Origin of the sequence: Rhodopirellula sp. MGV (assembly GCF_002251265.1) — a bacterium.
Taxonomy (GTDB): Bacteria; Planctomycetota; Planctomycetia; order Pirellulales; family Pirellulaceae; genus Stieleria; species Stieleria baltica_A.
The window spans coordinates 46,908-72,847 of the sequence record NZ_NPDI01000003.1 but is presented as its reverse complement, the minus strand read 5'-3'; the positions used below and the strand labels follow the sequence as shown (position 1 = coordinate 72,847).

Annotated in this window: 14 protein-coding genes, 1 tRNA gene and 1 pseudogene; 10 read left to right on the top strand and 6 right to left on the bottom strand. The window is 54.8% G+C overall.

Annotated elements, in window-relative coordinates; genetic code table 11:
• Positions 1-39: 39 nt before the first annotated feature.
• Positions 40-951 carry a class I SAM-dependent methyltransferase gene (locus tag CGZ80_RS01910; RefSeq protein WP_094411119.1) on the bottom strand — a complete coding sequence of 304 codons (912 nt, stop codon included), beginning with the start codon at positions 949-951 and terminating at the stop codon, positions 40-42.
• Between the two features lie 140 nt (positions 952-1,091).
• Between CGZ80_RS01910 and CGZ80_RS01905 the strand changes: the two genes are divergently transcribed.
• Positions 1,092-2,042 (top strand): ThuA domain-containing protein, encoded by a 951-nt coding sequence (locus tag CGZ80_RS01905; protein ID WP_094411081.1) that lies wholly within the window; start codon positions 1,092-1,094, stop codon positions 2,040-2,042.
• Between the two features lie 118 nt (positions 2,043-2,160).
• On the opposite strand, the pseudogene CGZ80_RS01900 reads toward CGZ80_RS01905, so the two are convergent.
• Together CGZ80_RS01900 and CGZ80_RS01895 are read right to left on the bottom strand one after the other, a co-directional pair.
• Positions 2,161-3,626: pseudogene (locus CGZ80_RS01900) on the bottom strand (DUF1501 domain-containing protein).
• Positions 3,623-6,520: a PSD1 and planctomycete cytochrome C domain-containing protein gene (locus CGZ80_RS01895; RefSeq protein ID WP_158222510.1), complete on the bottom strand. Its 2,898-nt coding sequence runs from the start codon at positions 6,518-6,520 to the stop codon at positions 3,623-3,625. The pseudogene CGZ80_RS01900 and the gene CGZ80_RS01895 overlap by 4 nt, the downstream one beginning before the upstream one ends.
• 563 nt (positions 6,521-7,083) lie before the next feature.
• Between CGZ80_RS01895 and CGZ80_RS01890 the strand changes: the two genes are divergently transcribed.
• The 3 genes from CGZ80_RS01890 (at position 7,084) to CGZ80_RS01880 (ending at position 12,105) form a co-directional block, all read left to right on the top strand.
• The gene (locus CGZ80_RS01890; protein ID WP_094411079.1) at positions 7,084-7,278 is read left to right on the top strand and encodes a hypothetical protein; all 195 of its coding nucleotides are present in this window, start codon (positions 7,084-7,086) and stop codon (positions 7,276-7,278) included.
• A gap of 262 nt (positions 7,279-7,540) precedes the next feature.
• Positions 7,541-8,806, top strand: a complete 1,266-nt coding sequence (locus CGZ80_RS01885) for a DUF1559 domain-containing protein (protein WP_094411118.1) — start codon at positions 7,541-7,543, stop codon at positions 8,804-8,806.
• Positions 8,807-8,970: 164 nt separating this feature from the next.
• Positions 8,971-12,105 carry an FG-GAP-like repeat-containing protein gene (locus CGZ80_RS01880; protein WP_094411078.1) on the top strand — a complete coding sequence of 1,045 codons (3,135 nt, stop codon included), beginning with the start codon at positions 8,971-8,973 and terminating at the stop codon, positions 12,103-12,105.
• On the opposite strand, the gene CGZ80_RS01875 is transcribed toward CGZ80_RS01880, so the two are convergent.
• Positions 12,095-13,864, bottom strand: coding sequence for a tetratricopeptide repeat protein (locus CGZ80_RS01875; protein ID WP_094411077.1), 1,770 nt, complete (start codon positions 13,862-13,864; stop codon positions 12,095-12,097). The two genes, CGZ80_RS01880 and CGZ80_RS01875, sit on opposite strands and share 11 nt — an antisense overlap.
• A 207-nt stretch (positions 13,865-14,071) precedes the next feature.
• On the opposite strand from CGZ80_RS01875, the gene CGZ80_RS01870 reads away from it, so the two are divergent.
• A complete protein-coding gene (locus CGZ80_RS01870; RefSeq protein WP_094411076.1) occupies positions 14,072-15,040 on the top strand; it encodes a heme-dependent oxidative N-demethylase subunit alpha family protein in 969 nt (322 codons plus the stop codon).
• Between the two features lie 5 nt (positions 15,041-15,045).
• Here CGZ80_RS01870 and CGZ80_RS01865 read toward each other — a convergent pair whose 3' ends face one another.
• Positions 15,046-16,098, bottom strand: a complete 1,053-nt coding sequence (locus tag CGZ80_RS01865) for an exonuclease domain-containing protein (RefSeq protein ID WP_094411075.1) — start codon at positions 16,096-16,098, stop codon at positions 15,046-15,048.
• A gap of 62 nt (positions 16,099-16,160) precedes the next feature.
• The gene (locus CGZ80_RS01860) at positions 16,161-18,095 is read right to left on the bottom strand and encodes a DUF4129 domain-containing protein (protein ID WP_094411074.1); all 1,935 of its coding nucleotides are present in this window, start codon (positions 18,093-18,095) and stop codon (positions 16,161-16,163) included.
• Between the two features lie 803 nt (positions 18,096-18,898).
• Here CGZ80_RS01860 and CGZ80_RS01850 point away from each other — a divergent pair.
• The 5 genes from CGZ80_RS01850 (at position 18,899) to CGZ80_RS01830 (ending at position 25,928) form a co-directional block, all read left to right on the top strand.
• Positions 18,899-18,972, top strand: a tRNA-OTHER gene (locus CGZ80_RS01850).
• 268 nt (positions 18,973-19,240) lie between these two features.
• Positions 19,241-20,956: a hypothetical protein gene (locus CGZ80_RS01845; RefSeq protein ID WP_094411073.1), complete on the top strand. Its 1,716-nt coding sequence runs from the start codon at positions 19,241-19,243 to the stop codon at positions 20,954-20,956.
• 356 nt (positions 20,957-21,312) lie between these two features.
• The gene (locus CGZ80_RS01840; protein WP_158222509.1) at positions 21,313-22,911 is read left to right on the top strand and encodes a Do family serine endopeptidase; all 1,599 of its coding nucleotides are present in this window, start codon (positions 21,313-21,315) and stop codon (positions 22,909-22,911) included.
• A 169-nt stretch (positions 22,912-23,080) separates the two neighbouring features.
• Positions 23,081-24,547, top strand: a complete 1,467-nt coding sequence (locus CGZ80_RS01835) for a sensor histidine kinase (protein WP_094411071.1) — start codon at positions 23,081-23,083, stop codon at positions 24,545-24,547.
• Positions 24,540-25,928, top strand: coding sequence for a sigma-54-dependent transcriptional regulator (locus CGZ80_RS01830; RefSeq protein WP_094411070.1), 1,389 nt, complete (start codon positions 24,540-24,542; stop codon positions 25,926-25,928). The genes CGZ80_RS01835 and CGZ80_RS01830 overlap by 8 nt, the downstream gene beginning before the upstream one ends.
• The last annotated feature ends 12 nt before the right edge of the window (positions 25,929-25,940 follow it).

The following is a 25,940-nucleotide window of genomic DNA, read 5'->3' as shown; positions in this document are numbered from 1 at the left end:
GGACGAGCTTAGCGATTCAAGCTGGGAGGTTTAAGCTGCTTAGCGGTTAATGGCAAGCCGTACAAAAAAGCCAAAATCCAACTGACGCCCTGAGCGGTCGGTTAACGTCAAGCGATCGTATTCGAGTTGATCGGTCAGTTGTCGTGGGCTGACCCCAAGCCGTTCCGGAAGCTCTGCGTGCAGGTAATCTACCACATCGGGGGCGCCGACTTGCGGCGAATGGCCGGTGATCAGCAGACGAAAACTGTCTCGGTCGAGAAGCTCAACACATTGATCCAGCAATGGCCAAAGGTCGCGTTCCAACCGCCAAGCTTTCCCCCGCGGCGAGTGCCCATAAGCTGGTGGGTCCAAAACGATGGTGTGATAAGTCCGCTCCCGCCGGACTTCGCGTGTCGCGAACTTCGCCGCATCGTCGACCAAGTAGCGGACCGGATGATCTGACAGCCCGTTAGCGCCTGCGGCAACTCGTGCCGCAGCGACATTCGGCTTGGCCGCATCGACGTGAACCACTGACATGCCACTGCTGGCCATCGCCATGCTGCTTGCACCGGTGTAGGCAAACAGGTTCAGGCCGCGAGGCATCTCATCGGGTGATGACATCGCATCAGAAGTGACCGGAGAGCTTTGGCGTAGCCATTTCCAATTACCTGCTTGTTCCGGAAAGACGCCCAGATGCCCGAATGGCGTGGGCTGAATCGGCATCACGAAGCCGCCGCAATCCATCTGCGAATCTTCAGGCCACTTGGATTGATGGCGCCACTGCTTGGCTTGCTTGTCAAAAAACGAATCGACATCGCCCCAAAGGTTGGGGTGCTTCCGCCGCTGAGCTTCGGCGGCGGGCGAAGGACGATCGATCAATCGCCCGCAAACACGCTCTAGCTTTCGCGCGTTTCCAAAGTCGATCAGTTCGTAGCGACCGAGTTCATTAAAGGGACGCGAATTATCAATCATTTTGTAAGCGTGGGCTTTTGCGTCCACCGTGTAAAGGAGACTAAAATGGCAGGCTACCTCGCCTGGATTGCTGTTGATATTCCCCACCGTCTGCCCAGGCTATCCCCCACCCCATTCTTTTTGCCCGCCAGGTTGACTCAATGGCTTTTGAACGACTCAAGCTCATTCTTGCCCTATCCGCAGCCGTTTATACGACGACCGCACTTCCGACGCCCTCGTATGCTCAAGATGACGCTTGGGAGCAACAAAAGGCAGAGCGTTTCAAGCCACTTTCGGAAACCCAAAAACACGCGATCAGCGATGCCGTCCCCGAAGCGGTCGCAACGCCAGCTAAAGACCGCCGCATCCTGGTGTTCTATCGCTGCAACGGATTCATCCACACTTCGATTCCACACGCCAACGAATGTGTCCAGGCGATGGCCGACAAAACGGGCGCATTCAAAGTCGACTTTGCCGACACCTACGACGTATTCACCAAAGAAAACTTGGCCAAGTACGACGCGATTCTGTTGAACAACACGACCAATATGATTTTTCCCAGCGGGGCAAATCGTGACGCCTTCATGGACTTCATCATTGGCGGGAAAGGTCTGATCGGTTTCCACGCCGCCAGCGATAACTTCAACCGCCACCCAGATTGTTTGGAACTCGTCGGCGGCACTTTTGCCGGGCACCCGTGGGGGGCCGGTGGAAAGTGGGCATTCAAGCTGGACGATCCCGACCATGTCTTGAACGCCGCATTCGAAGGCAATGGATTTTGGCACACCGACGAGATCTACCAATACAACCCCAAGTCCTATGTCGGCCCGGAAGTCCTGCGGATTCTGGTCAGTTTGGACATGACTAAAGACGCTGTGTCCAGCCGCATCGATGACGGCCCACGCGAAGTCCCAGTGTCTTGGGTTCGCACCGCAGGCGACGGACGCGTGTTCTATACGAACTTCGGACACCGCGAAGATACGTTTGCGAACCCCGTCATCGTCAAGCACATGCTGGATGGCATTCAATACGCACTCGGTGACCTAAAAGTCGACGTGGTCCCGACCGCCAAAGCAGAATCGCACGAGCCAGCGTTCGCCCCAGAGCGTTAGAACGCCGAGCAATAGAAGCCGGGCACTGAACGAAAGAAGCTTCCGCGAAACCGTATGATTTCGCGGAAGCATTGGCTCTCTTCACATGCCGCAATCTGCGGCGTCTAATTTCTCGCCGCTATGCGAGGATCTCGTTGATCACACGGGCCGGTTTCACGCCGACCAGTTTCTGATCCAGGCCTTGAAAAGGATACACGAGCTTGTTGTGGTCGATTCCCATCAGGTGCTGCATCGTGGCGTGAAAATCACGTAGCTGCACGGGGGCATCGGCGACTTGGTATCCAAGTTCGTCGGTTTCGCCGTACGTCATCCCGGTGCGTACGCCGGCTCCCGCCATCCAAAACGTGAACGCGTTTGGATTGTGATCCCGGCCTTTGAACGGGGCTTCAACACCGCCGCGATTTTCGGCCATCGATGTCCGTCCGAATTCGCCGCCCCAGACCACGAGTGTGTCTTCCAACATCCCGCGACTTTCCAAGTCATTCAGCAGCGCCGTCATCGGGCGATCGATCTGGCGACATTTGTTGACAAAGCCTTTCTCAAGCGCTTCGCTGGCGTTGCTGCCGTGGGTGTCCCATCCCCAATCGAACAACTGGATATAGCGGACGCCGCGTTCGGCCAATCGGCGAGCCAACAAACAATTGTTGGCAAAGGACTCCTGTCCGGGCTCAACGCCATACGCTTCATGCGTGGCCGCTGACTCTTGTGACAAGTCCATCGCTTCGGGCACGGCAACTTGCATCTTGAACGCGAGTTCGTATTGCTTCATACGAGTCAACGTTTCGGGATCACCGAAGCTCTCGTAGTTCAGTTGATTGAGTCGATCAAGCGTACGCAGTGCCGTCGCGCGTTCGTCGCGTGTGATGCCATCCGGATTGGAAACATTCAGAACCGGATCGCCTTTTGAGCGGCATTGCACGCCTTGGTAAACCGACGGCAAAAAACCGCTGCTCCATAAAGCTTTGCCGACACGAGGCTGGCGACCGCCAGACAACAACACAATAAAACCTGGCAGGTCTTCGTTTTCACTGCCGAGTCCCCACGTGGCCCACGAACCGATCGACGGATAACCGATCCGCGGCTGCCCACACTGGACCATCAATTGCGCTGGACCGTGATTGAACTGATCGGTTTGCATCTCTTGATAAAGCAGACCTTATCGACGACTTTCGAAAAGTGTGGCAGCTGATCCGACACCCACGCGCCGCTTTCACCGTGTTGCTTGAACGGATAGATCGGGCCTAGCAGTTTTGGCGTTCCCTGGATAAAGGCGAACTGTGCGTTTTCGAGAAATTCTTCGGGACAATCCTTGCCATCGAACTGCTGCAGCGCGGGTTTGTAATCGAACAGTTCCAGTTGGCTGGGCGCACCGATCATGTGCAAAAAGATGACCCGTTTGGCTTTGGCGGTTGCCAAGCGGAATGCTTCAACTTGCCCGGACCCGGCAGCCTGTTGCTGTGCCATCCAAGTCGCACCGAGCCCGGTTGCACAGGTGCGCATGAACTGACGCCGCGTGTCCAAACGCAAACGTTCGGCGGTCGCTTCTTCGGTCAACGATTGACGCTTTGCGGATCGAAAACTCATTTGCAAAGTACCTCGTCCAGGTTCAGCAGGACGGTTGCGACCGAGATGAATCCGGCCGGATCTTGGGAAGACGAATTGGCGTAGCTTAGTTCCAGCAACGCTTGCAATTCCTGATTGTTAGGGACACGACATGTCGCCAAACGGAATCCATGACGAAGCTTTGTCTCTAAGTCACCTTCGTGGCGATTCATTCGTTCGGCAAAGGCGTTTGCGGCTTCGACAAACGTCGTGTCGTTCAGCGTCATCAATGCTTGTGTCGGCGAATTTGACGGTAGCCGACGTACCGAACAGAACTCTCGCGACGGCGCGTCGAACGATGCCATGATGGGATACGGAATCGTTCGCTTCATGTACGTGTACAGCGTGCGACGGTAGCGATCCGGATCAGAGTTTTCCGGGGTGCGCCAACGATCGCCCGCGTTGAAGGGGTTCCAAATCCCGGTCGGGATCGGCGGATGCACCGGTGGACCGTCCAGCGTTTCGCTCAGTAATCCAGCAATCGCTAACGCCTGGTCGCGAATCGTTTCTGCCGGCAAACGGGTACGAGGCCCGCGAGACAGCCATCGGTTAGACGGATCAATGGCCAGCTTGGCTTCGCTAGCCGCCGATGATTGACGGTAAACGCTGCTGATCAAGATCTCACGCAGCAACTGTTTGACGCTCCAGTCCATTTCAAACTGGAATCTGTATGCCAAATCGTCGAGCAGTTCGGGATGCGTCGGGCTTTCACCAGCGATCCCAAAATCCTCTTCCGTTGCCACCAGGCCCACTCCAAAAATCCGTGACCAGACACGATTGACTGCGACGCGGGCGGTCAACGGGTTTTGAGGGCCAACGATCCAGTTGGCGAGGTCCAACCGTGACGCATCCTGATTATCGGCGCTAACACGTTCAAGATCGGGTAAAAAACCAGGTGTACCGGGCGAGACGGGATCCGTCTTGGTCAGCTGATTCCCGCGATCAAACACAAAAGACGGTCGTTTTAGTTTCTCAGGACGTTCCGACATGACGGGTGTGCTCGTCGACCTGATCCGCCGACGTTGACCATTGAGTTGGTCGAGTTCCTTTTGAATGGCTTCGACCTTGGAAAGCCAGTCGGTCCAAGCGGGGTCGCTGCTAAGTTGTACGTACCCGCGGTGTGCGACCAATGGAAAGGCACCTGTTTCGACACCATTAAACGTCAAGCTGATTTCCAACCGCTCGCCTGCTGAAACCTCTGTCGGTTGTTCCAAAACAAACGTGGTTTTTCTTGGGTAGTGAATCCGGGAGTAGGGCCCCGCACCATTTCTGGTTTTGGAATTCAAACTGTCGTTCGGGTTCAGAATCGGGTGGGATTCATCGGCCGCAACACGGGCAAATTTGAGCGGTCGCTTCGCGCCATCGCTATTGATCACGGAAGCTTCGAAAAAGCTAATGAGGTAGCCCCATTCGGAATGAGCTTTTGCGCGTTCGGTGTCCTTGGGCAAGCCCGTGAATTGGACTGCGGTCAACATGCCGTCGTCGTGCAGCGTGCCTTCTAAAACCACTTTGGTGTTCTTCGCCACTGTGCCTACAGTTTGATAGCCGCTGTGTTGATAGCCGGCCTGTTCAGCGATTGTCGCAACGTCAGCTTTGGTTGAATTGTTGGTGGTCGCTTCCGACACATTCCAGGGTTGCCATTGATGATCGATCCCCGCGGCACCTTGGGTCAGTTCCCAGATCTGCCGCTCTTTGGCTTCGATTTGGCGGTCGAGTTCCAACGCTTGCTGGAAGTCATCTGGATCGAGCGGAAAGGCGAAGTTAGGAGCATCATTTCCGAGGTCACTATCGACGCTGTTATTAAAGAACGCGAGGAACTGATAGTACTCGTCGTGCTCAATCGGATCGTAGGGATGCGAGTGGCATTGGACACAGCCAAACGAGAGTCCCATCCAGGTTTGCCAGGTCGTATTCACCCGATCCATGACCGCTTCGGTGCGAAAGGTTTCGTCGTCCGTTCCGCCTTCCTCGTTCGTCTGGGTGCTGCGATGGCAAGCGGTTGCAAGCAGGTCATCAAGCGTACGCTGATCGATTAGATCGCCGGCTAACTGTTTGACGGTGAATTGGTCATACGGCAGGTCTCGATTGAACGCGCGAACGACCCAGTCACGGTATTGCCAGATGTTGCGGCGGCTGTCGAGTCCCAAACCTCGTGAATCGGCATAGCGGACAACGTCCAACCAAACGCTCGCCCATCGTTGGCCGAATCCTGGTGAAGCCAACAAACGGTCGAGAGCTTCTCCAAAAGCCGCTTCACCTGATCGTTGAACCTGCCGCTTAAACAAATCGACTTCGTCAATCGTGGGTGGCAACCCCGTCAGGTCCAGTGCTACACGGCGAAACCAACGCGTCGCATCGGCTTCATCATTCGGTTCCAAGCCCGCGTCACGCATCTTAGCCAAAACGAATTTGTCCAGGCGGCCTCTGCTGAACGCGTCGTCGTTCAACACCGGTACCGTACGTGCACGCAGTTCCTCGTAAGACCAATGTTTGCCCCACTTTGCCCCGGCATCGATCCATCGCCTTAAGACGTCGATCTCTTCTTCGGTAAGCGCACGCCCATGTTCCGGCGGTGGCATCCTGGATTCGTCATCATCATCCAGCAGTACTCGGTCGATGATCGCCGAAGCATCACTGTCGCCAGGCTCGACGACGTATGACACGCTGTCTTCGTAGACAAAACTAAGATCACCAGCTTGTTTGACGCCGCCGTGACAGGCAACACAGTGCTCATTGAACAGTGGTCTCACATCACGATTGAAATCGATAGTGGCTTCCGCTGAGGAGTCAACTGCGTCATCCACCGACTGGGCAGAACAAAGCGGACTTGTCCCAATTCCAATCACCGCAATCGTGATCAGAACTTGAGGGAGCATGGGCTGCATGTTGGATACTCTGGCTACGTCCTCGCGACAAAACGGGCAGCGGATTTGCTGCACTGCAGGCCGTCTATGGTAACGGAAACACCGCAACCATCCAATTCATGGGAGCTCCTTCACCGTTACGGCAAACCGCTCGATAACGCTGCCTAAGTTGTTCGACAGCACTATCTCCCCCACGCCGCCACGACTGGTTCCGGAACGCGAGGGCGTTCAACTTGCGTGGCAATCCTCACCCCAAAACTGCGTCAACTCTTAACAAATTGAAGGCGACTTGGCGCCAATGACGCAATTTTTTGCAGACTCGCGAAACTTTTTAGCTGGGGGATCGCTAAGTTCTGTTGCAGGCAAATTACCGTAATTTCCGGGCAAATTAGCAAGTACAAATCGCATTTATCGCCAGACCGTTCGCGAATGCGACGAGAATTACCATTGCGAGTGCTTGACGCGGCCAAATCCATCGTTGAGACTCAATTGGTTGGTGGCGGCCCACCCCCTTGCAGTTGGTGCGACGGAAGGTCGCCGATTCTCATTCTCGTTTTCGGTTGGTTTGTTAAATCATGACCTTCAAATTTTCGTTCTCGGTTCTCGCATTGGTCTTCGCGGGTCTGCTTTCGATCTCAGGTTGCACTCAGAGCGGTGGCGAAGCTGAGTTCACCGAATCCGCAGCACCGACGGAAGAAGAACTCGCAGAAGCCAAGGCTTACGAAGAAGCAATTAACGCCGCGGCCCAGAGCACAGCGAGTCAGCGTTAATTCGGAATCGCTTCACGTCCCCACTCTGATCGTCATGCGGGGCAATCGGTGCGATTCAAATCGAACGGCACCCACGCAGCGTCGTCGGATAGAGGAATTCGTCGGAACGGTCATTCCATTTCGACTGCCTACTCCAAGAAATCTGTCATAAACACCTTTTCCAACCGTCCGTATGGAGCCGATTCTTACTCAAGGAGGAATTAGCGTCGGCAATCTTTTCCGTGTCCTTGTTTGGGAAACCAGTTTTTTTAAGGAGCGTTTTATGGTTGTGACTCGTCATCGGCGAGGGGGTTTCACCCTTGTCGAGCTCTTGGTGGTAATTGCCATCATTGGAATTCTGGTGGGCCTGTTATTGCCCGCCGTTCAGGCTGCACGCGAGGCGGCCCGTCGCATGAGTTGTAGCAACAACTGCAAGCAGATCGGGTTGGCTTTGCATAATTATCACTCTGCCTATAAACGGCTGCCCATGAACGCGGGCGGTACGTACAACACGGGCAGTGGTGGCGACTACAACAACTCGCTCTGGCTGAGTTGGATGGTCGGGATTTTGCCGTTTATCGAGCAACAGGGTTTGTGGGACCAGATCAGCAATCCTTTGAACGTCAATCGTGACGGAGCGATTCGTACTGACAATGGTTTGCAACCCTACGCGGCGATGGGTCCCGTGCCTTGGCATGAGAACTACCAGCCGTGGCTGACGCAGGTTCCGGCATACCGTTGCCCAAGTGACGCAACGGTTGCTACGCCCGCGCGTGTTGCATTCACCAACTACTCGGCTTGCATCGGCGATGCAATTTTCGAGCAGCAACACGGTGGTGTGAACGACCAGGGTGTTCCACAAACAGATGGTACCTGGGGTGACGAAGCAGGTGCGCGTTGGGCACGCGGCGTATTCCGCGCCCGGCACTTCACTCGCTTCCGTGACATCAAGGACGGTTTGTCGAACACGATCGCTTGCGGCGAAAACGTCGTGGGTGACCGGACTCAACTTGCCGCTGGTACGGTAATCGTCCGTAAAGACGATGTTTGGAACCTGCCGCCTGCTCAAGGTCTTCAGTTCATGGATCCTGAGCGTCCGAAGTATGTCAACACCGACCAAAACAACGGTGGTTTGCCACCTTGTACCGGTTGCTGTGGTGACGGAATGGGGCCAAACCCATGTTACGACGAAGCGGCAAACCACCAACGTGGACGTCGCTGGTCGGATGGTCGTCCTATGTTTAGCGTCTTTACCACAATTACGCCCCCCAACAGCTACAACATGCAGCGTTGGCACGGTGGTGGTGGCGTTCACTGTGCGTCGAGCTTCCACCAAGGTGGTTGCCACGTCATCATGGCCGATGGTTCGGTTCAGTTCATGACCGACTCCGTTGATTCGGGTGACCAAAACCACGTTCCTTACGGTCGTGATAACAACGACGGTCGAGGCGCGAACGGTGGTGCAGGACGTGAAAGTCCTTATGGTTTGTGGGGTGCTTTGGGTACCAAGGCTTCGTCGGAAACGATCGACGAATCGCTGAACCAATAGCGTTCGTTCTCGTTTGCTAAATGTGAATCCCGTTGCGGGTGTGATTCTACGATCACGCCCGCAATTTTTTTTGCTTTCGACGTTTGCGAGCACCGGACTCGCGCACCGCTTCCTACGACGATGTGAATCTGCGCTAAAATGGGATCGGTGAGAGGAATTCGCAAATGCCTGCCCACATCGACTCCGAAATGTACTCGTCGAATAACGCATCATCTCTTTCTCGTCGTCCAACCTTCCTGTCGCCAGCCCGAGTGTTTCAATGCCTTTGTTTGGGGATTCTTCTTACACAGTTGGGATGTCATTCTGAATCCGCCGTTCAAAACTCAAATTCATCCATAGAATCTTCAGAAAAGAATCTCAACATCCCATCACAAAGCGGCCCAGAAGCGAAGACGCCTTCCATTGCTGAGATCGAACACCCGCAAGAAGCGAAGGGAGAATTAAGTCGAGAAGAAAGAATCGACCGCGCGATTTCGCTATCAAACGCCAATCAGCTCAAGGCAGCAGAATCACAACTCGAACAGCTTCTGCTACTTGATCCTGACGATGCGGAAGTCATCTTCCGCTTGGCAAACCTGAAAGCGCAACAGGGCAATCTGGATGCGGGTGTCGAACTGCTCGATGCAATTCCATCGAGTCATCCTCAAGCCGGTCTCGCGGCAATCGGTCAATCAGCCGATTGGTGCATGGATTTACAACGGTACCAGGATGCCGAAAACCGGTACCGCAAAGTTCTGCAGTTGGCCGGCGATGTTCCAGTCGTCCATCGGCAACTCGCTCACCTGTACAACCGGCAGGGACGACGGCACGAAGCTGCCGTTCACTTGCGTACGCTTTGCCGCCTAGGCAACATTCAGGAGCGGGAACTGCATTCGCTGTTCGTCCTCGGCCATGCGATATTTGATGACCCAAACGCACCCGCGGAAATGCAGACAGGACGCGACGCGCAGCCGTTTTATCCGATCGGTCCCGCGGCCACCGCACGCATGCTTTACACCGCGAATCGTCATGTCGAAGCCCTCGAAGCACTTGAAGAATCCGTCCACGCTGGGTTCGAACCCCCGTCAATTGTTGCATTCTATGGATTGCTCTGCGTCGAAGCCCAATCGACAGAACGATTCGGTTGGTGGCTGAGCCACATCGGACCAGAAACAAAGGAATTTGCCGAGTACTGGGCTGCGATTGGAGCCTATCTCGTCTCCGAAGGTCGCTATCAAGAAGCGGTCCGCGCGTTGGGTGAAGCATTGCGCCGGGACCCGACCAACATTGGCGCCATGCGTCGAATCAACCAATCACTAGAAGCACTCGGAGAAACCGAACTCGCCGAGCGATGGATCAGTCGTTTCGACGTTCAACGCGATGTGGTTTCGGCTAGCAACCAAGCCACCGATTCAACCCAATTGAGCCCGGAGGCGTACGAAACAATTGCGGACGGACTGGATCAACTTGAACGCCCACTCGAAGCAGTCACCTGGCGGTTGTTTGGCGCATTTCGACGCAACGCACCAAAGCAAGAGGTCGAATCGCTCAACCAACAACGTACAGCTTTGCTTAAATCCCCCGAAGCGTTTCCAGATCCGCAAGAATGTGTTTGCAACATCGATATTGATTCGTATCCGATGGCGTATCTTGGTACCGCGATCGTCGCCGCAACGGAAACGTCTGAAGAGCGAGACGCAGAAGACTATCAGCGGCCACGTTTTAAAAATGTCGCCAGCGAAGTAGGGCTTGAACACACCTACGATGTCGCGAGCAAACCGCAGCCTTATCAGTTCGCACTCTATCAATCATTAGGCGGTGGCGTCGCCGTACTTGACTACGACTTGGATGGCGCAGTCGATTTATATTTCGCTCAAGGCGGTGCCGACCCGCCAGACTTCATGAGCGACTCATCCAACATCCTTTATCGCCATCAAGACACCGGTTTAGTCGATTGCACCCAAGCATCCCATCTGAGTGAAACCCGCTACACCATCGGCGTTGGCAGCGGCGATTGGAACCAAGACGGCTTTCCGGATCTGGTGATTGCAAACATCGAACAAAAAGTCCTCTTGATCAACAATGGCGATGGCACGTTCCACTCCACACCGTTCGGCGAAGACCCAACACAATCGATATTGACCAGTTCGATCGCGTTCGGAGATGTCACAGGAGACGCCCTGCCGGACTTGTATGCGGTTCACTACGTGAACGACCATGCGATGGTCGATAAACCGCTGATGGGCGACGACGGTAACGTACTGACAATCTCACCCGCGTCGTTTCGACCCGGTATCGACGTAATCAGTATCAACGACGGAAACGGCGGCTTCGAACATCAACCAATCAGCGAATCAGATTCTGTTGCCAGTACAGGCCTTGGCGTGGTGATTGCCGATTGGGACAACACCCCTGGCAATGAGGTATTTGTCGGCAACGATATCCGAGCGAACCAGCTTTGGAAGCTCCAAGGTGACACGCATGATTGGGTCGACATCGCACCGATCTCCGGATGCGCGCTCGATGCGGCAGGCGTAGAGACGGCATCCATGGGAATCGCGGTCGCCGACTTTGATGGAAACGGCCAGCGTGATATCCACATCACGAACTTCTACCTCGAATCCGTCAGCCTGTTCATGAATCGTGGCGGCACATTCCAAGATCAATCGGTCAAGTATCGTCTACAACGCGACAGTTCAAACGTGCTCGGGTTCGGATGCCAGGCAATCGACTATAACTTGGACGGCAGACCAGACTTGGCGATCACGAACGGAAATATCGAAATCGCACCGGATGAACCACTTCAGCAACCTCCCCAATTTTTCGTCAACCTAGGCGGCCAGTTCCGTTTGGCGGATGTCGACGACGCTACAGGTTATTTCGCCGGCAAGTATCTGGGACGTAGCCTTGCGCGGCTTGATTTCAATGCCGATGGACGCCAAGACATCGTCGTTTCCCATATTGGGTCACCTTCCGCCCTGTTGATTAACGAAACGGAAACACGCAATCACTGGTTAAACGTCGAACTAACCGGCACCGCTTCCGAACGCGATGCGATTGGCGCGCAAGTTGAGATCCGGGTTGGCCAGGAAGTTCTGACGAATTGGATCGTTGGTGGCGACGGATACCTTTGCCACAATCAATCGATGGTGCCATTCGGGCTAGGTAAAAATCAAGAACCCGTGCAAGTCACTGTCACTTGGCCAAGCGGAGTTCGACAGATCTTTGACGCGATTGCGGTCGATCAAGCGGTTCGCTTCATCGAAGGACAAACTGAACCCGCGACGAGCACGCGAATTGAAAGTGCGGTCAATCGTTAGCGGCTTCTGCGACGTTTTGCAATCTCGTTTGATGCCTTACAGCCAAATCAGAATGGACGGCAGCCTGTTTTGTATCACCATTGCGTTCTAGCAAAGCAGCCAACAAGCGATGCGCGTCGATGTATGCCGGTGCGAGGTTGATGGCCCGTTGAAGTGACTGGATCGCGTCGTTTGTCTGTCCTGTGTTCTGCTCGGCGATGGCAAGTTGAAAATGGTCATGTGGTTCTGATTGCAGCTGCGTGAGTTGCCGATAATGTTTGACCGCGGTTTTAAAATTTCCTTGGTCGTAGGCAAACTGTGCGAGCAAACGGAGCGATTCGATACGTGCCCTCGAGGATTTCGTTTCCGTTCGGACAATCTCGCTGGCAAGCTCCTTAGCGATTGCAACTTGATTTTGACTTCGTGCGAGCATCGCCAACACGGCAGTTGCCTCCGCGTCTGCTTTGCCTGCGTTTTTAACATTGATCAAAGCCTTTGCGGCTTCGAACCCGTAGTCGCGAAAATTGGCGTTTCCCGGCTGCTCCTGCATGACCTGAAACTTGGCGATCGCGGCACAGCGGTCCTGTTCGGTTGGCGATAGATGGGCAAGATCTAAAACCGCGGTTAATCCCGTCGCGATTTCGTCCTCATCGACTTTACCGCGATGAATTCCGATTTGGTGGTGAGTCAAAGCGGTGTGTGGGACTTCGGTGTCCTTACGTGGCATGTGACACTGTGTGCAATCATTGTTTGCCATCTCTAGGCGGCGATCATACGACTCACCACAGGCTCCTTCGTCGTGACAACTGAGGCAGATATTGCGGTAGTGAAGAACCGTGTTCTCGGGGGTAACGGTGTGGTGTGGATCATGGCAAGTGATGCAGGTCAGACTTTCAGTTTGTTGGTAGCACTCGCTGGCATGCAGTTGCTCGACGTGGCCGACCACGCGCATCGAGTTGTCACCGAGTCTGTATTGGTAGTCGACACGAAAATCGGTCAATCGAAGTCCCGGACGAAAATCCCATTCGTCTCGGTTGGAAACCAACGCTTTTCCGGCAGCCTGCAAATGGCATTGTTGGCAAATCGACTCCGAGACTTCTCGAGGCAGTTTTGCAGGATTTACGATCGTAGAATCGGCACCGCTTGGCTTTTCTTCCTTGCGATAGCGTTCGGCATGAAGCTGTCCTGGTCCGTGACATCGCTCACAACCGATAGTGTGTTCCACAATTTCGAAGTCGCTGGGATTACGCTCCTTGCGGTCAATCGATCCTACGTGGCAGAAAAAACACTCCGACGTCAACTTTCGTCCGAAGCCGACATGGAAGGGCAGGTCGTAGCTAGGCGACATTTCCCAGCGTTTCGAATCCTTGTACCAGGAAATCGGTGATTGGCCGTAGAAGCCCTCATCGCGATAGACGTAACTTTTACCGTGTGCTCCAGATCCTACGGTGAAGACGATTTCTCGTTCGTTGGATGCGATCACCTTGTTCTCGGCTGACAATAACGACTCGCGATGAACTAACCGATCACCGCGGCGGAGGACTTCGTAGCGCGTTTGAGAAAGTTCATGGGTGAATGTTGCCGGCACTTGCTCTTTCTCTGGATCAACAACTTCCATCGATCGACTATGCAAGGTTTGCAAGTACGACTGATGCTCTGAGCGATGGCATTGTCGGCAAGCTTCCGTACCGATGTATTCCACATTAGCATCACTGTTCAACGGTGGCTTGCCGATTACAAGTCGATGTTCGGTACCGAACATCGTCAGAAAAGTCGCCATCCATACGAGTCGCAAATAACGCCGTGCGTTCGAATGCATCTCCACTCCCCAAAAGACGTGTTCTATTCACTTTCATCATAGGGGTGTTTGACGGGCATCGGGTTATTGAACGGGCGTTTGTGGTGATGTTTTCGACAAGCAAAATGAATTCTAGAATTGGCTGATTGACGCCATCACTGGAAGAACGCTTGCCTTGTAATAGACCTGATGCGGCGGCGATCCTCATTCGCAGAAATTGTCACTGTCGGCATGGTCGAACTCTGCCAGACGTCTTACCCGATTGTCCCTTCGACTGAAGCGATCCGAATGCTCGAACTGTTCCCTTTGCAGCATCAAGAATTTCGCCACCAATTCGGTATCGCCGCGTTGCCTGCTGGCCACCCCATCTTTAAGCCAGGTGCCGATTACCAGCGCGAACGAGACTTGCGACGTCGAACGCTCGATGGTGACTTTGTCGATCAATACATTGCCATACCTGAGTTGCCAGAGCGAGCACTCGAATCACTGATCACTTGGTGCGTCTCTCAAAGTGAGCATCTCCGCAGCATCGATAGCACGCTGGTCAATACAGAACTCGAAACACCGTCAAAATGCAGTGCGGCTGCCACGCCGGTTCAGCGGTTTGACTGGTTGGTCCGCAACCTCGTCGAAGACGTCGTGATCCTGACAAAGCAACCGCCTCATCAAGTCATCGGCGGATGCGTCTGCTTTCCCAGCGGTTGGTCCATCCGTGAAAAGCTCGGCCAACCTCTGCTAGACGTTCACGACGAGGTCCCTGGATTTACAGAAGAGCTTTGGAATCCAACGGAGCGTTTGTTTAATCGGATGAAACCCGACAAAACGGTGTGGCGCACCAATTGGGGAGTCCGTCCCTCAGGGGCGCTCGACCAGTCGACTCGCTTTCTCGATGACATACGACAGCACGCAGCCGAAATCACTTCTGATAACGCGCTTCGCCAATGTTACTTTCGCGTCGAATTCCAAACGCTGACATACTTGGAAAACATTGGCGTGGTATTCACGATTCGGACGACTCAATGCCAGCTTGAAGCACTCGCTCATCAACAACGCCAACTGCTGCTCGGAAATTTGGAAAGCTGCCCCGAGTCGACCTTGCGATACAAAGGCATCTGGCCAATGCGAATCCCACTCAGACAGGCGCTCACCAAGGGATAACGAAATCAGACGCCCAATCGTTTCAAAAAATCTGCTTCGCTAAGCACTTCGACTTGGCCTGCCGCTGGCACATCGGGACGGTACTTATCGGGTGCCGCCACCACCACACAGTTCGTTGCCGCGTCGGGCTTATCCTGTGGTTGGCCACCAGCTCGCCGAGCGAGCTCAATCGCCTGTTCGTTGGTGATCACACGTAGTTGACCGACAAAGGAAATGATTCTTCCACGCAGCGGTTGAATAAACTCACAGCGGATCGCAACGCGTTGCCAATCCACGTCGCCATCACCCGATGCCAAGGACGACTGGTGCGTGCCGCCAGATTCTCGCACCATCGACTGTTCGTCGAACGGATCCATCGGAAACCGCAAAGGGCGAACCGTTCCACGGCGGAGGTTCCTGCTCGCAGCCCCTTTAGGCAGCGACCGTTTATTCGACGCCTTCGGTTTTCCCGGCCGACGTCCATCCACGCGTTTCGCGTTCTTGATTCCCCAATCGCCGTACTTGCCACGCGACAGGCGAAGCTTCTGCTCCAGTTCGTCCATTGATTCGACACCCAACGTCGCACCAGCGGCTAATAACAGCCGAGCGCAAGCACGCGAATCTTCGAGTGCGTCGTGATGTTTGAAGTCGATCCCCAGCCATGTCGAAAGAGGCTTCAATCCGTAGCGTTGTCGGTCAGGCCATGTGTGACGGGAGATTAGACGCGTGCAAGAAAACGTTTGGCTGGGGATGTCACACTGATGCTTTTCCAAACAGGCTTTCAACACGCCAATATCAAACATCGCGTTGTGGGCAATTAAACAGTCGTCCGCGATGAACTCTGAAATCTCGCCCCACAAGCCACCGAAATTTGGTTCGTCACGAACATCGTCGGGATGGATGCCGTGAATGTTGATGTTGATTGCCGAAAAGAAAAACGGTTCGGGGCGAATCATCCACATCCCTTCGCGAACGATCTTGCCGTCGCGTACCACTACGGCAGCCAACTGACAAGCACTGTCCTGTCGACGGTTCGCCGTTTCGAAATCGATCGCCGTGAAGTTCGCTTGGAATGCCATGGCGAGAGTTTAAGCTGCCGCTGGGTTCGATACCAGAGATCGCCAGGTTGCGGGTGCGTTCGCTACCGCAAGACAGCGTCACGACGCAGCATGCGTTTCCACAAACTCGCTGCCGCTTGAATATCTTGTCGGCTGGCCGTCCCGCGACCGTAAGCGACTCGGTCGTAGGTACTCCCTAGCCGTACCGCCGAGTTTTCAGCGGTCCCCAGCAGCTCACGGGCCTCCGCATCATGGCGTCCCAACTGCCTTAGACGGGCGATAAATTCGGCGGGGGTTTCATCCTGTCGACGCACGTAACCACGTTCGCGCGTCCACGCTTCGAATGCCTGAAACGTTACCACGACCACCCGCTTGGGATCCGCCCCTGGGACGCACGGATTGTCAAAAGACGAAAAAAGACGAGGCGGAGTTACTGGCTTGGTGATTGTCTTTGATTCTGCGGCGACGGTTTCGGGCAGGTCGCGTTGAAAGAGAGAGCGAAAAAAGTCGAGGATTTGATTCCGGATTCGGTATACAAAGACCGCAACAATGGCGATCAAGCCGGCAATTAGCAGAAATCGCAAGAGGCTCCCCAAGAAACTTGCGATTCCCGATAACGGATTGCTGCCACCGTTTGGAGAATCTGGTGTGGACTGTGCCGACTTCTCGTCAAACTCAATTTTCTCCTTGCTTTGTGATCCGTTTTCGGACTGCTCTTCCGATCTCGCATCATCGGAGTTTGATTCAGACGGAGGGGCTTCTGAATTTTCATCCGAACTGTTTTGATCCTGCTTCGCCGGATCGTTTTGATTGTCCGCTTGATTGCGACCCTGCTCTGAAGGCGTTGATTGTTCAGACCGGCCCTGCTCCCCTGGGTTGCTCTCGGAGGGCTCCGACGCATTCGATTCCTCAGGCTTACTCGACGATTCCTTTGAAGTCGATTTGGCATCTTTGGACGGCTTTCCAGAATCGTTCTGCTTTTGGTTCGACGACGATCCTGAATTGTCTGGTCCTGATTTCGACTGCCCCGAGGAGGTCTGTTTCGAAGCGTCGTTGTCGCCCTTGTCTGCATCGTCACTTTGCGATGCTTGTTGACCGCCAGACTGGGTTGGGGCGTTTGGGTTATCGCTCGCGCCTTGTTGGTCTTTGCCCTGTTCTTGCTGCAGCGCGTCCGTCTTGGCATCGCCTTCATCACCGGACCGATCGGCAGCTTCGTCGCCCCAGCCAAATCGACTCGCCAACATCGTGTCGGCGGTCAAGAAACTAGGGAGCGACAGGCGTGCGATCACGGTCCCTGGCATCGGTATCAAATAGGCCATCAACATCAGCGCGGCGATCAATCCGATCCCGCCGGCAAGCCAACCGACCGTCACATCACTAGGCATTTCGACATCGCGTTGCCTGAGATAACGCCGCAGGTTCAGAAAGCTGGTCGTTACCAACAACGAGAGACTGGAAAAGAGATAGACAGCCAGCAAGAGTTGCGCGGTCGACCAAGCGCGCGGTTGGTCCTGGAGTACGAATTGCCCAAGACCGAACAACGGTAACGCGGCAAACGCTAATAAAAACACAGTCCTTCCAGGCTGGTGAGACTTCTTGCGGCGACGCTGTTGCTCAGACTGCGGTCTGTCGTCGATTGATCGAGTGCCTTCAGCAGAGCCGCCATTTTTTAAGAGCTGCCACTCGTTTAAGCTGCGATCAATTAAACCTTCGCCGCTGGCATCAACGCTGTAATCAATCAGCGTGCAATCATGAACAATCCGGTCTGCCAGATACGCGATCATGGCAATGAAACCGATCAAGAATAACGGCGAGCCGAGAAAGCCGAACGACACAAAAAACATCGCCCCGCCAAGGGCTGCACTGTATCCGAGCGCATAGTTGCGGTCCTGCTCAATCACGATCCGTGCACACGCGACCGCACCCATCGTGTAGAGCAAAATCAGATACGAAACTCGGCCGCCGAACGCTCCGTCAGCGAACAGCATCACAAAGAAATTTGCCAAGCTGCTGATCATTAAGAAAATCAGAAGTGGCGCGACCCCGACCGCAGCATAGTCGGCTAGATGCGTTCTCCGCGACAAGTCAGCACCCTGCAGGTTTTATTTGATGTATCAGTCCACTTCGTCGGCGTGCGCCTTTCTCCAACGATCCATCGCGGGGCCAACTTTATTCATCGGAACCCATTTATTTCGCGTTTTAACGCTCTGAACCAACGTTTCCGGTGAGATCTCGCCCTTGTCAATTCTAGCAAGCAAGTCAGCCTCCGAAATCGGACCGACTCGCCGCGCTTTCCGGAGCCATCCGCTGGCCATGTAAAACCAATCAGCCGACATCACAGACACCTCGGATTGGGGTGGACAGTCAAGTCGCGGCACTTTCATCAAAGCGGCGTAATTCGCTCCGAAGAAAGGGTGCATACGCTTCATTGCGTCGCCTAGAGGTGGTGCTAATCACCCTACGCAAATCTCAGTTTATCTTTCTGACGCGCTCGGCTGTTCACCAATCAGGCAAGTGACGCTGCAAAAACTGCAGAAAAGTGCAAAACTTGCATGAATGCGAAGCCCCGCGTCCTGTATGGCAGCACATTCGTCTGCATTACCGTTCCCTGGGGTGGTGTCAATTCGCACAGAGGTTTACCAATCCGACGAATTGAATCGCGAAGACCAGGAATTCTTTGACTGGCTGTCGATGTAACCTTCGCTCGGGCGAATGTGCTCGTTATATTTCGCGGTTTCCCGCCCAAACGGCGGCAATCTGTCTTTGCGTGCGTCAAGTCCGCGGGACTTCGCAAATGCGGCTCGCTTAGCCGCGTCACAACGCCCCCTTCGTCTAGTTGGCCTAGGACATCAGGCTTTTCCGCCTGAGACGCTCGTTCAAATCGGGCAGGGGGTACTCTTCTCGTGGCGTCATCTCAAGTCGGGCGGGCCGCCTATCGAGTGGTTGCCACAACCTGTCCCTACGGGGGGCAGATGTATCATTCCACAGTCGAAAATGGCCGGAAATTCGGCATTTCGCGTGATGAAGTGGTGCAGATCAGCCTAATTTTGTTTGACGACGTTCGTTATATCAGAGGATAATGCGACGCATTCGGCAATCTCGCTGCCAGCCAGCTTGTCCACTCCTTAAGCTCGTCAACTCTTCACCCACAAACGGAACTGGCATGACAAGGACTTCTCACCATTCGTCGGACGCTCAAATTGGCCATGCCGAGGCCAAAGCGATCGCGATTGAATCGTCCCGGCTGCGACAACGTGCAGTGGCCGCAATGATGACGTTCATCCTGTTGGTGGTCATGGCAATGCTGGCCAGCAATGCGAGTGCACAGGCAAAACCGTACGAAGTTCTGGACGTCGATAAACAGGTCCAGGACAACTTGGGTACCGTCGAACGCTGGGCAAGGTCATTTATCTCGCTGTCCGACTTGTCAGCGATGCCAGACAATCAGCAAACCGCTGTTCGCCGCTACTTCCAGCTCTACATTCCGGCGATGATCACCCAGCCGGACAAGTTGGAAAAGATCAACGAGACAATGGCGCCAGCCTATGCGACGGCCAGCCGCGCTGTCCGTTCTCAAAGCCCAGGGACGCGCAAGGCGATGGGTTGGCTGTACGCCGGAATGAAACGTGTCGCGACAGGCAACTATCATCCGCCCGCACGGATCAACGCGATCTCGTTTATCTGTCGGCTCGCCGCACCCAGCCAAGGACGCGGTCTCCCCACGCCCTATCCGTTTATTTTGACGGACATGAAACCCATTTATTTGGACAAGACGAATCCCGAGGGTGTTCGTGCCGCTGCACTTCAGGGACTCGAACATTACGTTCGCTTTGGCGGTCGCGTTGATGATGCTTCGCTGGCCGAGTTGACCGCGGCGATGAATGAGCTTCTTGACTCCGATCCACCGGCTGGCCGCGATCCGCTCGCTCACGCGTTCATGCAACGCTACGCCGTCAGCATTTTGTCGTATACCAGCAAGGACGCCGCAATCGGAAAGCAGTTCGTTAGCATTAGCACCGACGAAGATAAGCCGAACCTGATCGGCCTCCACTCCGCCGCCGCTCTGGCCAGTCTGCCCGAAGCGATGAAAAAAGGCGACGTCCAAGCGACCGAAGTCCTGCAAAAATGGGCGGGACGATTGCAGACCGCCTTCGAAGGCGAAATTGCTCGTCTTGAGGCAATGGAAAAGAAACAGAAGACACAACAACAACCCGCCGCTCCCGATTCCTTCCTGAAAAGCACTGCCGAGTCGACGGCAACCTCACGCCGCGGCGCCGGCATGGGAATGGACATGGGCATGGATATGGAATCGATGGGATCCGGGTACGGCTCGGGATACTCTGAATCGATGGACGACCCGACCATGGGTTACGACATGTCGATGATGGGTGGTAGCGGAATGGGGATGTACGGTGGCGGAATGCGGGTTACCGAAAAACCACAGCCACCGGAAGTCACCGCCAGCCGAAAGAAACTGAACTTTGCACTTCAGCAAATCGTTCTGGGCCTCACCGGCAAACCAGACGCGATCGAAGACGCCGACGCGGCGACCAAAGCAGAGAACATCAAAGGCGGTCTGTTGGCTGGTGCTTCACCAAACGAACTGACCACCGTCAGGGCTTGGATTACTGCAATGATCGATGTCCAAACGGCGCTCAATGACAAGTCGGTGGGCAGCGCTCGTGAGTTTTCAAAGAAGCTGACCGAACAAACGGAGGTGCTCGCTTCCCTGTCGCGCGGCGAAGCGGTCAAGAAAAAAGCGACCACCGACCAACCGTTCTTCTTTGGCAATCCAGAAGCAGACGCGTCAGCCGCGGCTCCTGCGACCGAGCAACCAGCCGACGATGCGGATAGCTTGGAAGCTTTGATGAGTCAGTGATCCGCTAAGTTCTCCAATCGATTCAACGCCAGCGGCCGCCGGGACCTTCGTCTCGGCGGCCGTTTCGCGTTTGATTCTCGTAGATTGCCTGCCAAGCCAATCGTGGCAGATTGCCCCACCCCGGGGCAAATGTCCCTGGACAAAAAGCGTTTGAAGACATGCAAGACCGCAAAACACGGCGTTATACGCATTGGTACTGTGTTTTATGCATTGGCACGGTGCATGCGTTATGTCCGAAGCGAAAGAAACACCACGGGGTGATTCCGCCTTCAAGTAAGCCTGTTCGACTCGATTGCTTCGGTCGATCACGACTTCCAATTCCAAAACAGACCGCCTTCTTGTTCGGAGAGATTTCAATGCGTTCGACTGAAAAGAAACGTTCCTTGTTGTTCGGTTTAATCATGACCTCGGCGATCGGATTCGGATCCGGGGCTGCCTACATGTCAGCGAATGCGTCATCGCATCCGACGCCGCCAAAGTTGATGGATACGCTGCCTGCCGAAACGGTCGACGCGATTCATTCCGCCAATAATTTGTCGATGGCGTTTCGGGCCGTTTCCGAACACGTGATGCCGTCTCTTGTCGCTATCGAAAACCGCCCGGCTGTCGCTGTGACCAAAACACACGACACCATCAAACCGTCGTCGGATCCTTTTCATGGGGCGAACCCATTTAAGGGCACACCGTTCGAAGACATGATGCGTGATTTCGGCGGCATGCGGCGATTTGAGATGCGCCCCGATGGCAAAATGATTCCGAAAGATTTCGGACAGCCAAGCCCTCACGGCGGCCGTGGGATCGGTTCGGGTGTTGTCATTGATGCTTCCGGAATCATCCTGACGAACAATCACGTCGTCCGCGGCGGCGGCGAAGTGACCGTCCGCCTGAACGACGGCCGCGAATTCGTTGCCAGTCAAGTTTGGACTGACCCGGACACGGACATCGCGGTGGTGAAGATCGACGGCGCAACCGGTCTTGTTCCGGCGGCATTAGGCGACAGTGATACGACCGATATCGGTGATTGGGTCATCGCGATGGGCCAACCCTTTGGACTTGAAAGTAGCGTCACCGCAGGAATCATCAGTGCCAAGCATCGCGGGATTGGCATCACCGCTCGCGAAAACTTTTTGCAAACTGACGCGGCGATCAACCCCGGTAACAGCGGCGGACCACTGGTAAACCTCAACGGAGAAGTGATCGGCATCAATACAGCAATCAGCTCCCGCGGTGGTGGCAATGACGGGATCGGGTTTGCAGTACCTTCGAATCTTGCCCGCTGGGTCAGTGATCAGTTGGTCGAAAACGGAACGGTCAAGCGAGCCTACCTTGGCGTTGGCATCCAGCCGATTACGCAAGATTTGGCGGGCGAGCTGAACGTTCAACCGCGTGGCGGCGTATTAGTGACCGATGTCTATGACGAAACGCCTGCTGCCGAGATGGGACTGAAATCAGGTGACGTGATCGTCAAATTCGATGGGAAAGACGTGCGGACTCCGCAAGCGTTGCAACTCGCCGTCGAACGGTCCCCCGTCGGTAGCAAGGTGCCCGTAAAAGTCGTCCGTGACGGCGAGCAGATGGAGCTTTCTTACCGGGGTACCGAAGCGAAGAAAGGATTCTTCAACCGCGAACACAAAGCCAGCGAAACTCACGATCAAGATCAGCCATCGATGAAAATTGGTGACCTTGGGCTGGAGGTCACTTCGCTGGACTCGGCAATCGCAGATTCCCTTGGGGTATCCGCTGACCACGGCGTAGTGATTAGCGCCGTCAACGAAGGCAGTGCTGCGGAGGACGCCGGCCTGCAACCAGGCATGGTGGTCACCGAGGTCGACCGCACTCCAATCGCCAGTGTCGAAGACTTCGAAAAAGCGGTCAGTGCCGACAACGATGACAAGACACTGTTGCTCGTCAAGAGCGAACGCGGCTCTCGTTTCGTCGTGGTGAAACGAAAGTAATCGCTAGCTGAATCGATCCATGCGTGACGCGGGGGTGGTGCAATCATTGCACTGCCCTCGCTTTTTAGATTGCCCTCGCTTTTCAACCGAGCCAAGATCCGGTTGGCCCCATTTGTCATCTGGCCTATAGTCGGCTGGGAATGCAACTCTACGAATCCATGAATCAACGATGCGTCTCGCTGCCAAACTGATCCTGCTGTTTCTCTGTGGATTGTTTCTGATCGTCGGAGTGTTTGCTTTTGCAACCGTACGCCGAGAGAAGCAAACGATGATCGAACAGCACCAGCGCTATGCGCAGGAGCTCGCCGAGATGCTCAAACAAGCGGAACAACAAAAACAGCGAAGCCGCAACGAAGGGGCCACCGAATTGCCGAAAACGCGGACGCGTACCACCAAAAGCTTCATCCAAGTTCGCAAGGTCGAACTCGCGTCCGATGAACGGAGCCGACAACCGCGTGTCCCCAGTGATCAGATTATTTATAGCCAGCAGGTAACGACGATCACTGTCTCGGAACCCGAAGGGGTAGATCGGTTCTTTACTTACGTGCCGATTCAACCCAACGAAACCGATGGCGCTGCCGATGCGGAACGTGAACGCGTCGAAGTGAGCGCCCCTGATATCGATAGCGAAAACCGCGTTCGCCGCGCGATAAGCAGCACCTTGCTGACACTGCTCAGTGTTGCGGGCTTGTCGGCGATCGTAATCTACTTTGGCGGCGTTCGTATGGTCGGACAACCGCTGCAACGATTGATCGATCGGGTCAATCGCATTGCCGATGGTGACCTGTCGGAGCGTATCGAGATCCACTCACACGACGAGTTAGCCGACTTGGCTGTCGCCATCAATGCGATGTGCGACCGATTGAATCGCCAACGCGACCAAATTGAATCAGAAACCGCCGCGCGTTTGGCCGCCGTCGAACAACTTCGCCACGCCGACCGATTGCGTTCGGTCGGACGAATCGCCGCAGGTCTCGCACATGAAATTGGAACACCTCTCAACGTGGTCGCCGGACATGCCGAGTTGATCGAAGCCGGTGAGCTTTCGGGCGACGCCGTGCGTGGAAGCTGCCGCCAAATTAGGAATCAATGTGATCGAATTTCCAAAACCATTCGCAGCCTTCTTGCCTTTGCCCGCGATGGCTCGACAACCCGACAAGCGACCGATCTGCGATGTGTGATCGACGAAACCTGTCAATTGTTGCTGCCGATCGCTCGAAAAACGAGCTCCAACATCGAAACATTGCTGCCGGAAAACGAGTTGGTCGCCGAAGTCGATCGGGGGCAATTGCAGCAAGTCCTGACGAATCTAATCAGCAATGCGTTGCAATCCAAAACCGACCATGTTCAAGTCAAAATCGCGGCCGAGGCACATGGCGCCGACGAAATCAAACTGGTGGTCTCCGACGATGGCAGCGGGATTGCACCCGACATCCTGGACCAGCTCTTCGATCCATTTTTTACCACCAAGGACGTTGGTGAAGGAACCGGTTTAGGCCTTTCGATTGTGCACGGAATCGTTCACGAACACGGCGGCAGGATTGACGTCGAAAGCGAACTCGGCCAAGGTTCAACCTTCACTGTGTACTTGCCAATTCACGCTTCTACTCACGAACCCGCAAGCCAAGATGACTGAGCCAAGTAACCAAGCGACGCGGCAGACGGTTCTGATCGTCGACGACGACAAATCGATGTGCGACTTGGTCCAGGCCGCACTCTCATTAAACGGTTTCGGCACTCTGGTTTGCCAAAATGCCTCTCAAGCGATCGAGCGTCTGCATCAGCAAAACGTTGATGTCGTTTTGACGGACGTCCGCATGCCGGGAACCTCGGGTTTAGAACTTTGCCGCCAAATTCACTCGCTTCGGCCCGACCTGCCTGTCGTTGTCATGACGGCCTTCGGAAATCTTGAAACCGCCGTCGAAGCAATCCGTGGCGGAGCTTACGACTTCGTCACCAAGCCTGTCGAGATGCAGGTGCTACGGATGGCGATCCAACGGGCCGCCGAACATCGCCGTCTGTCCGAACAGATTCGTTTGCTGAGCGAAACGCAACAATCGAACGGAGACTTTCCCGATCTGCTCGGTCAAAGCGATGTAATGGGAAGCCTTCGCGAACAGATCCGTCGCGTCGCGCCAAGTGACGCCCCGATCTTGATTACCGGCGAAAGCGGCACCGGCAAGGAAGTCGTCGCCAAATCCATCCATCGACTCAGCCTCCGGGCCGACAAACCTTTCGTCGCCGTGAACTGTGCGGCAGTCTCCGAATCGTTGATCGAAAGCGAGCTGTTTGGACACGCCAAAGGCGCGTTTACCGATGCGAGAACCGACCGTAAAGGTTTGTTTCTCGAAGCCCAGGGTGGGACGTTGTTCTTGGATGAAATCGGTGACATGCCAATGAACATGCAAGTCAAACTTTTGCGTGCTTTGGAAGAGAGTCGCTTACGACCAGTCGGCGGTGATCGCGAAGTTGAATTCGATGTACGAGTACTTGCCGCGACCAACCGGGACTTAGAATCCGCCATCGATTCGGGTGACTTTCGACAGGATCTGTTTTTTCGGATCAATGTGATTCAGCTGCAACTGCCCCCGCTTCGGTCACGCGGCGCCGACATTCTCGAACTGGCCCTCAGCTCGATCGAACGTTTCGCCAGCCAAGCCAATAAAGATGTCAACGGGATCTCTAAGCCGGCTGTCGAGAAGTTGCTCGCTTACCGTTGGCCCGGTAATGTGCGTGAATTACGAAACGTGATGCAACGCGCGGTCGCGCTGACCCAGTACGACTCAATCACGGTCGAAGATTTACCCGACAAAATTCGTGAACACCAACCAACAACGGTGTTTATTGGTGGCGATGATCCTTCCGAACTGATGTCTCTCGAAGATCTCGAAGAACGCTACATCGAGCATGTCCTTCAAGCGGTCGAGGGCAACCGTACCCAGGCGGCAAAAATCCTGGGCGTTGATCGCAAAACACTCTATCGAAAACTAAAACGTAAAGACGAAGACGAGTCGTAGCGAGTGTTTGTC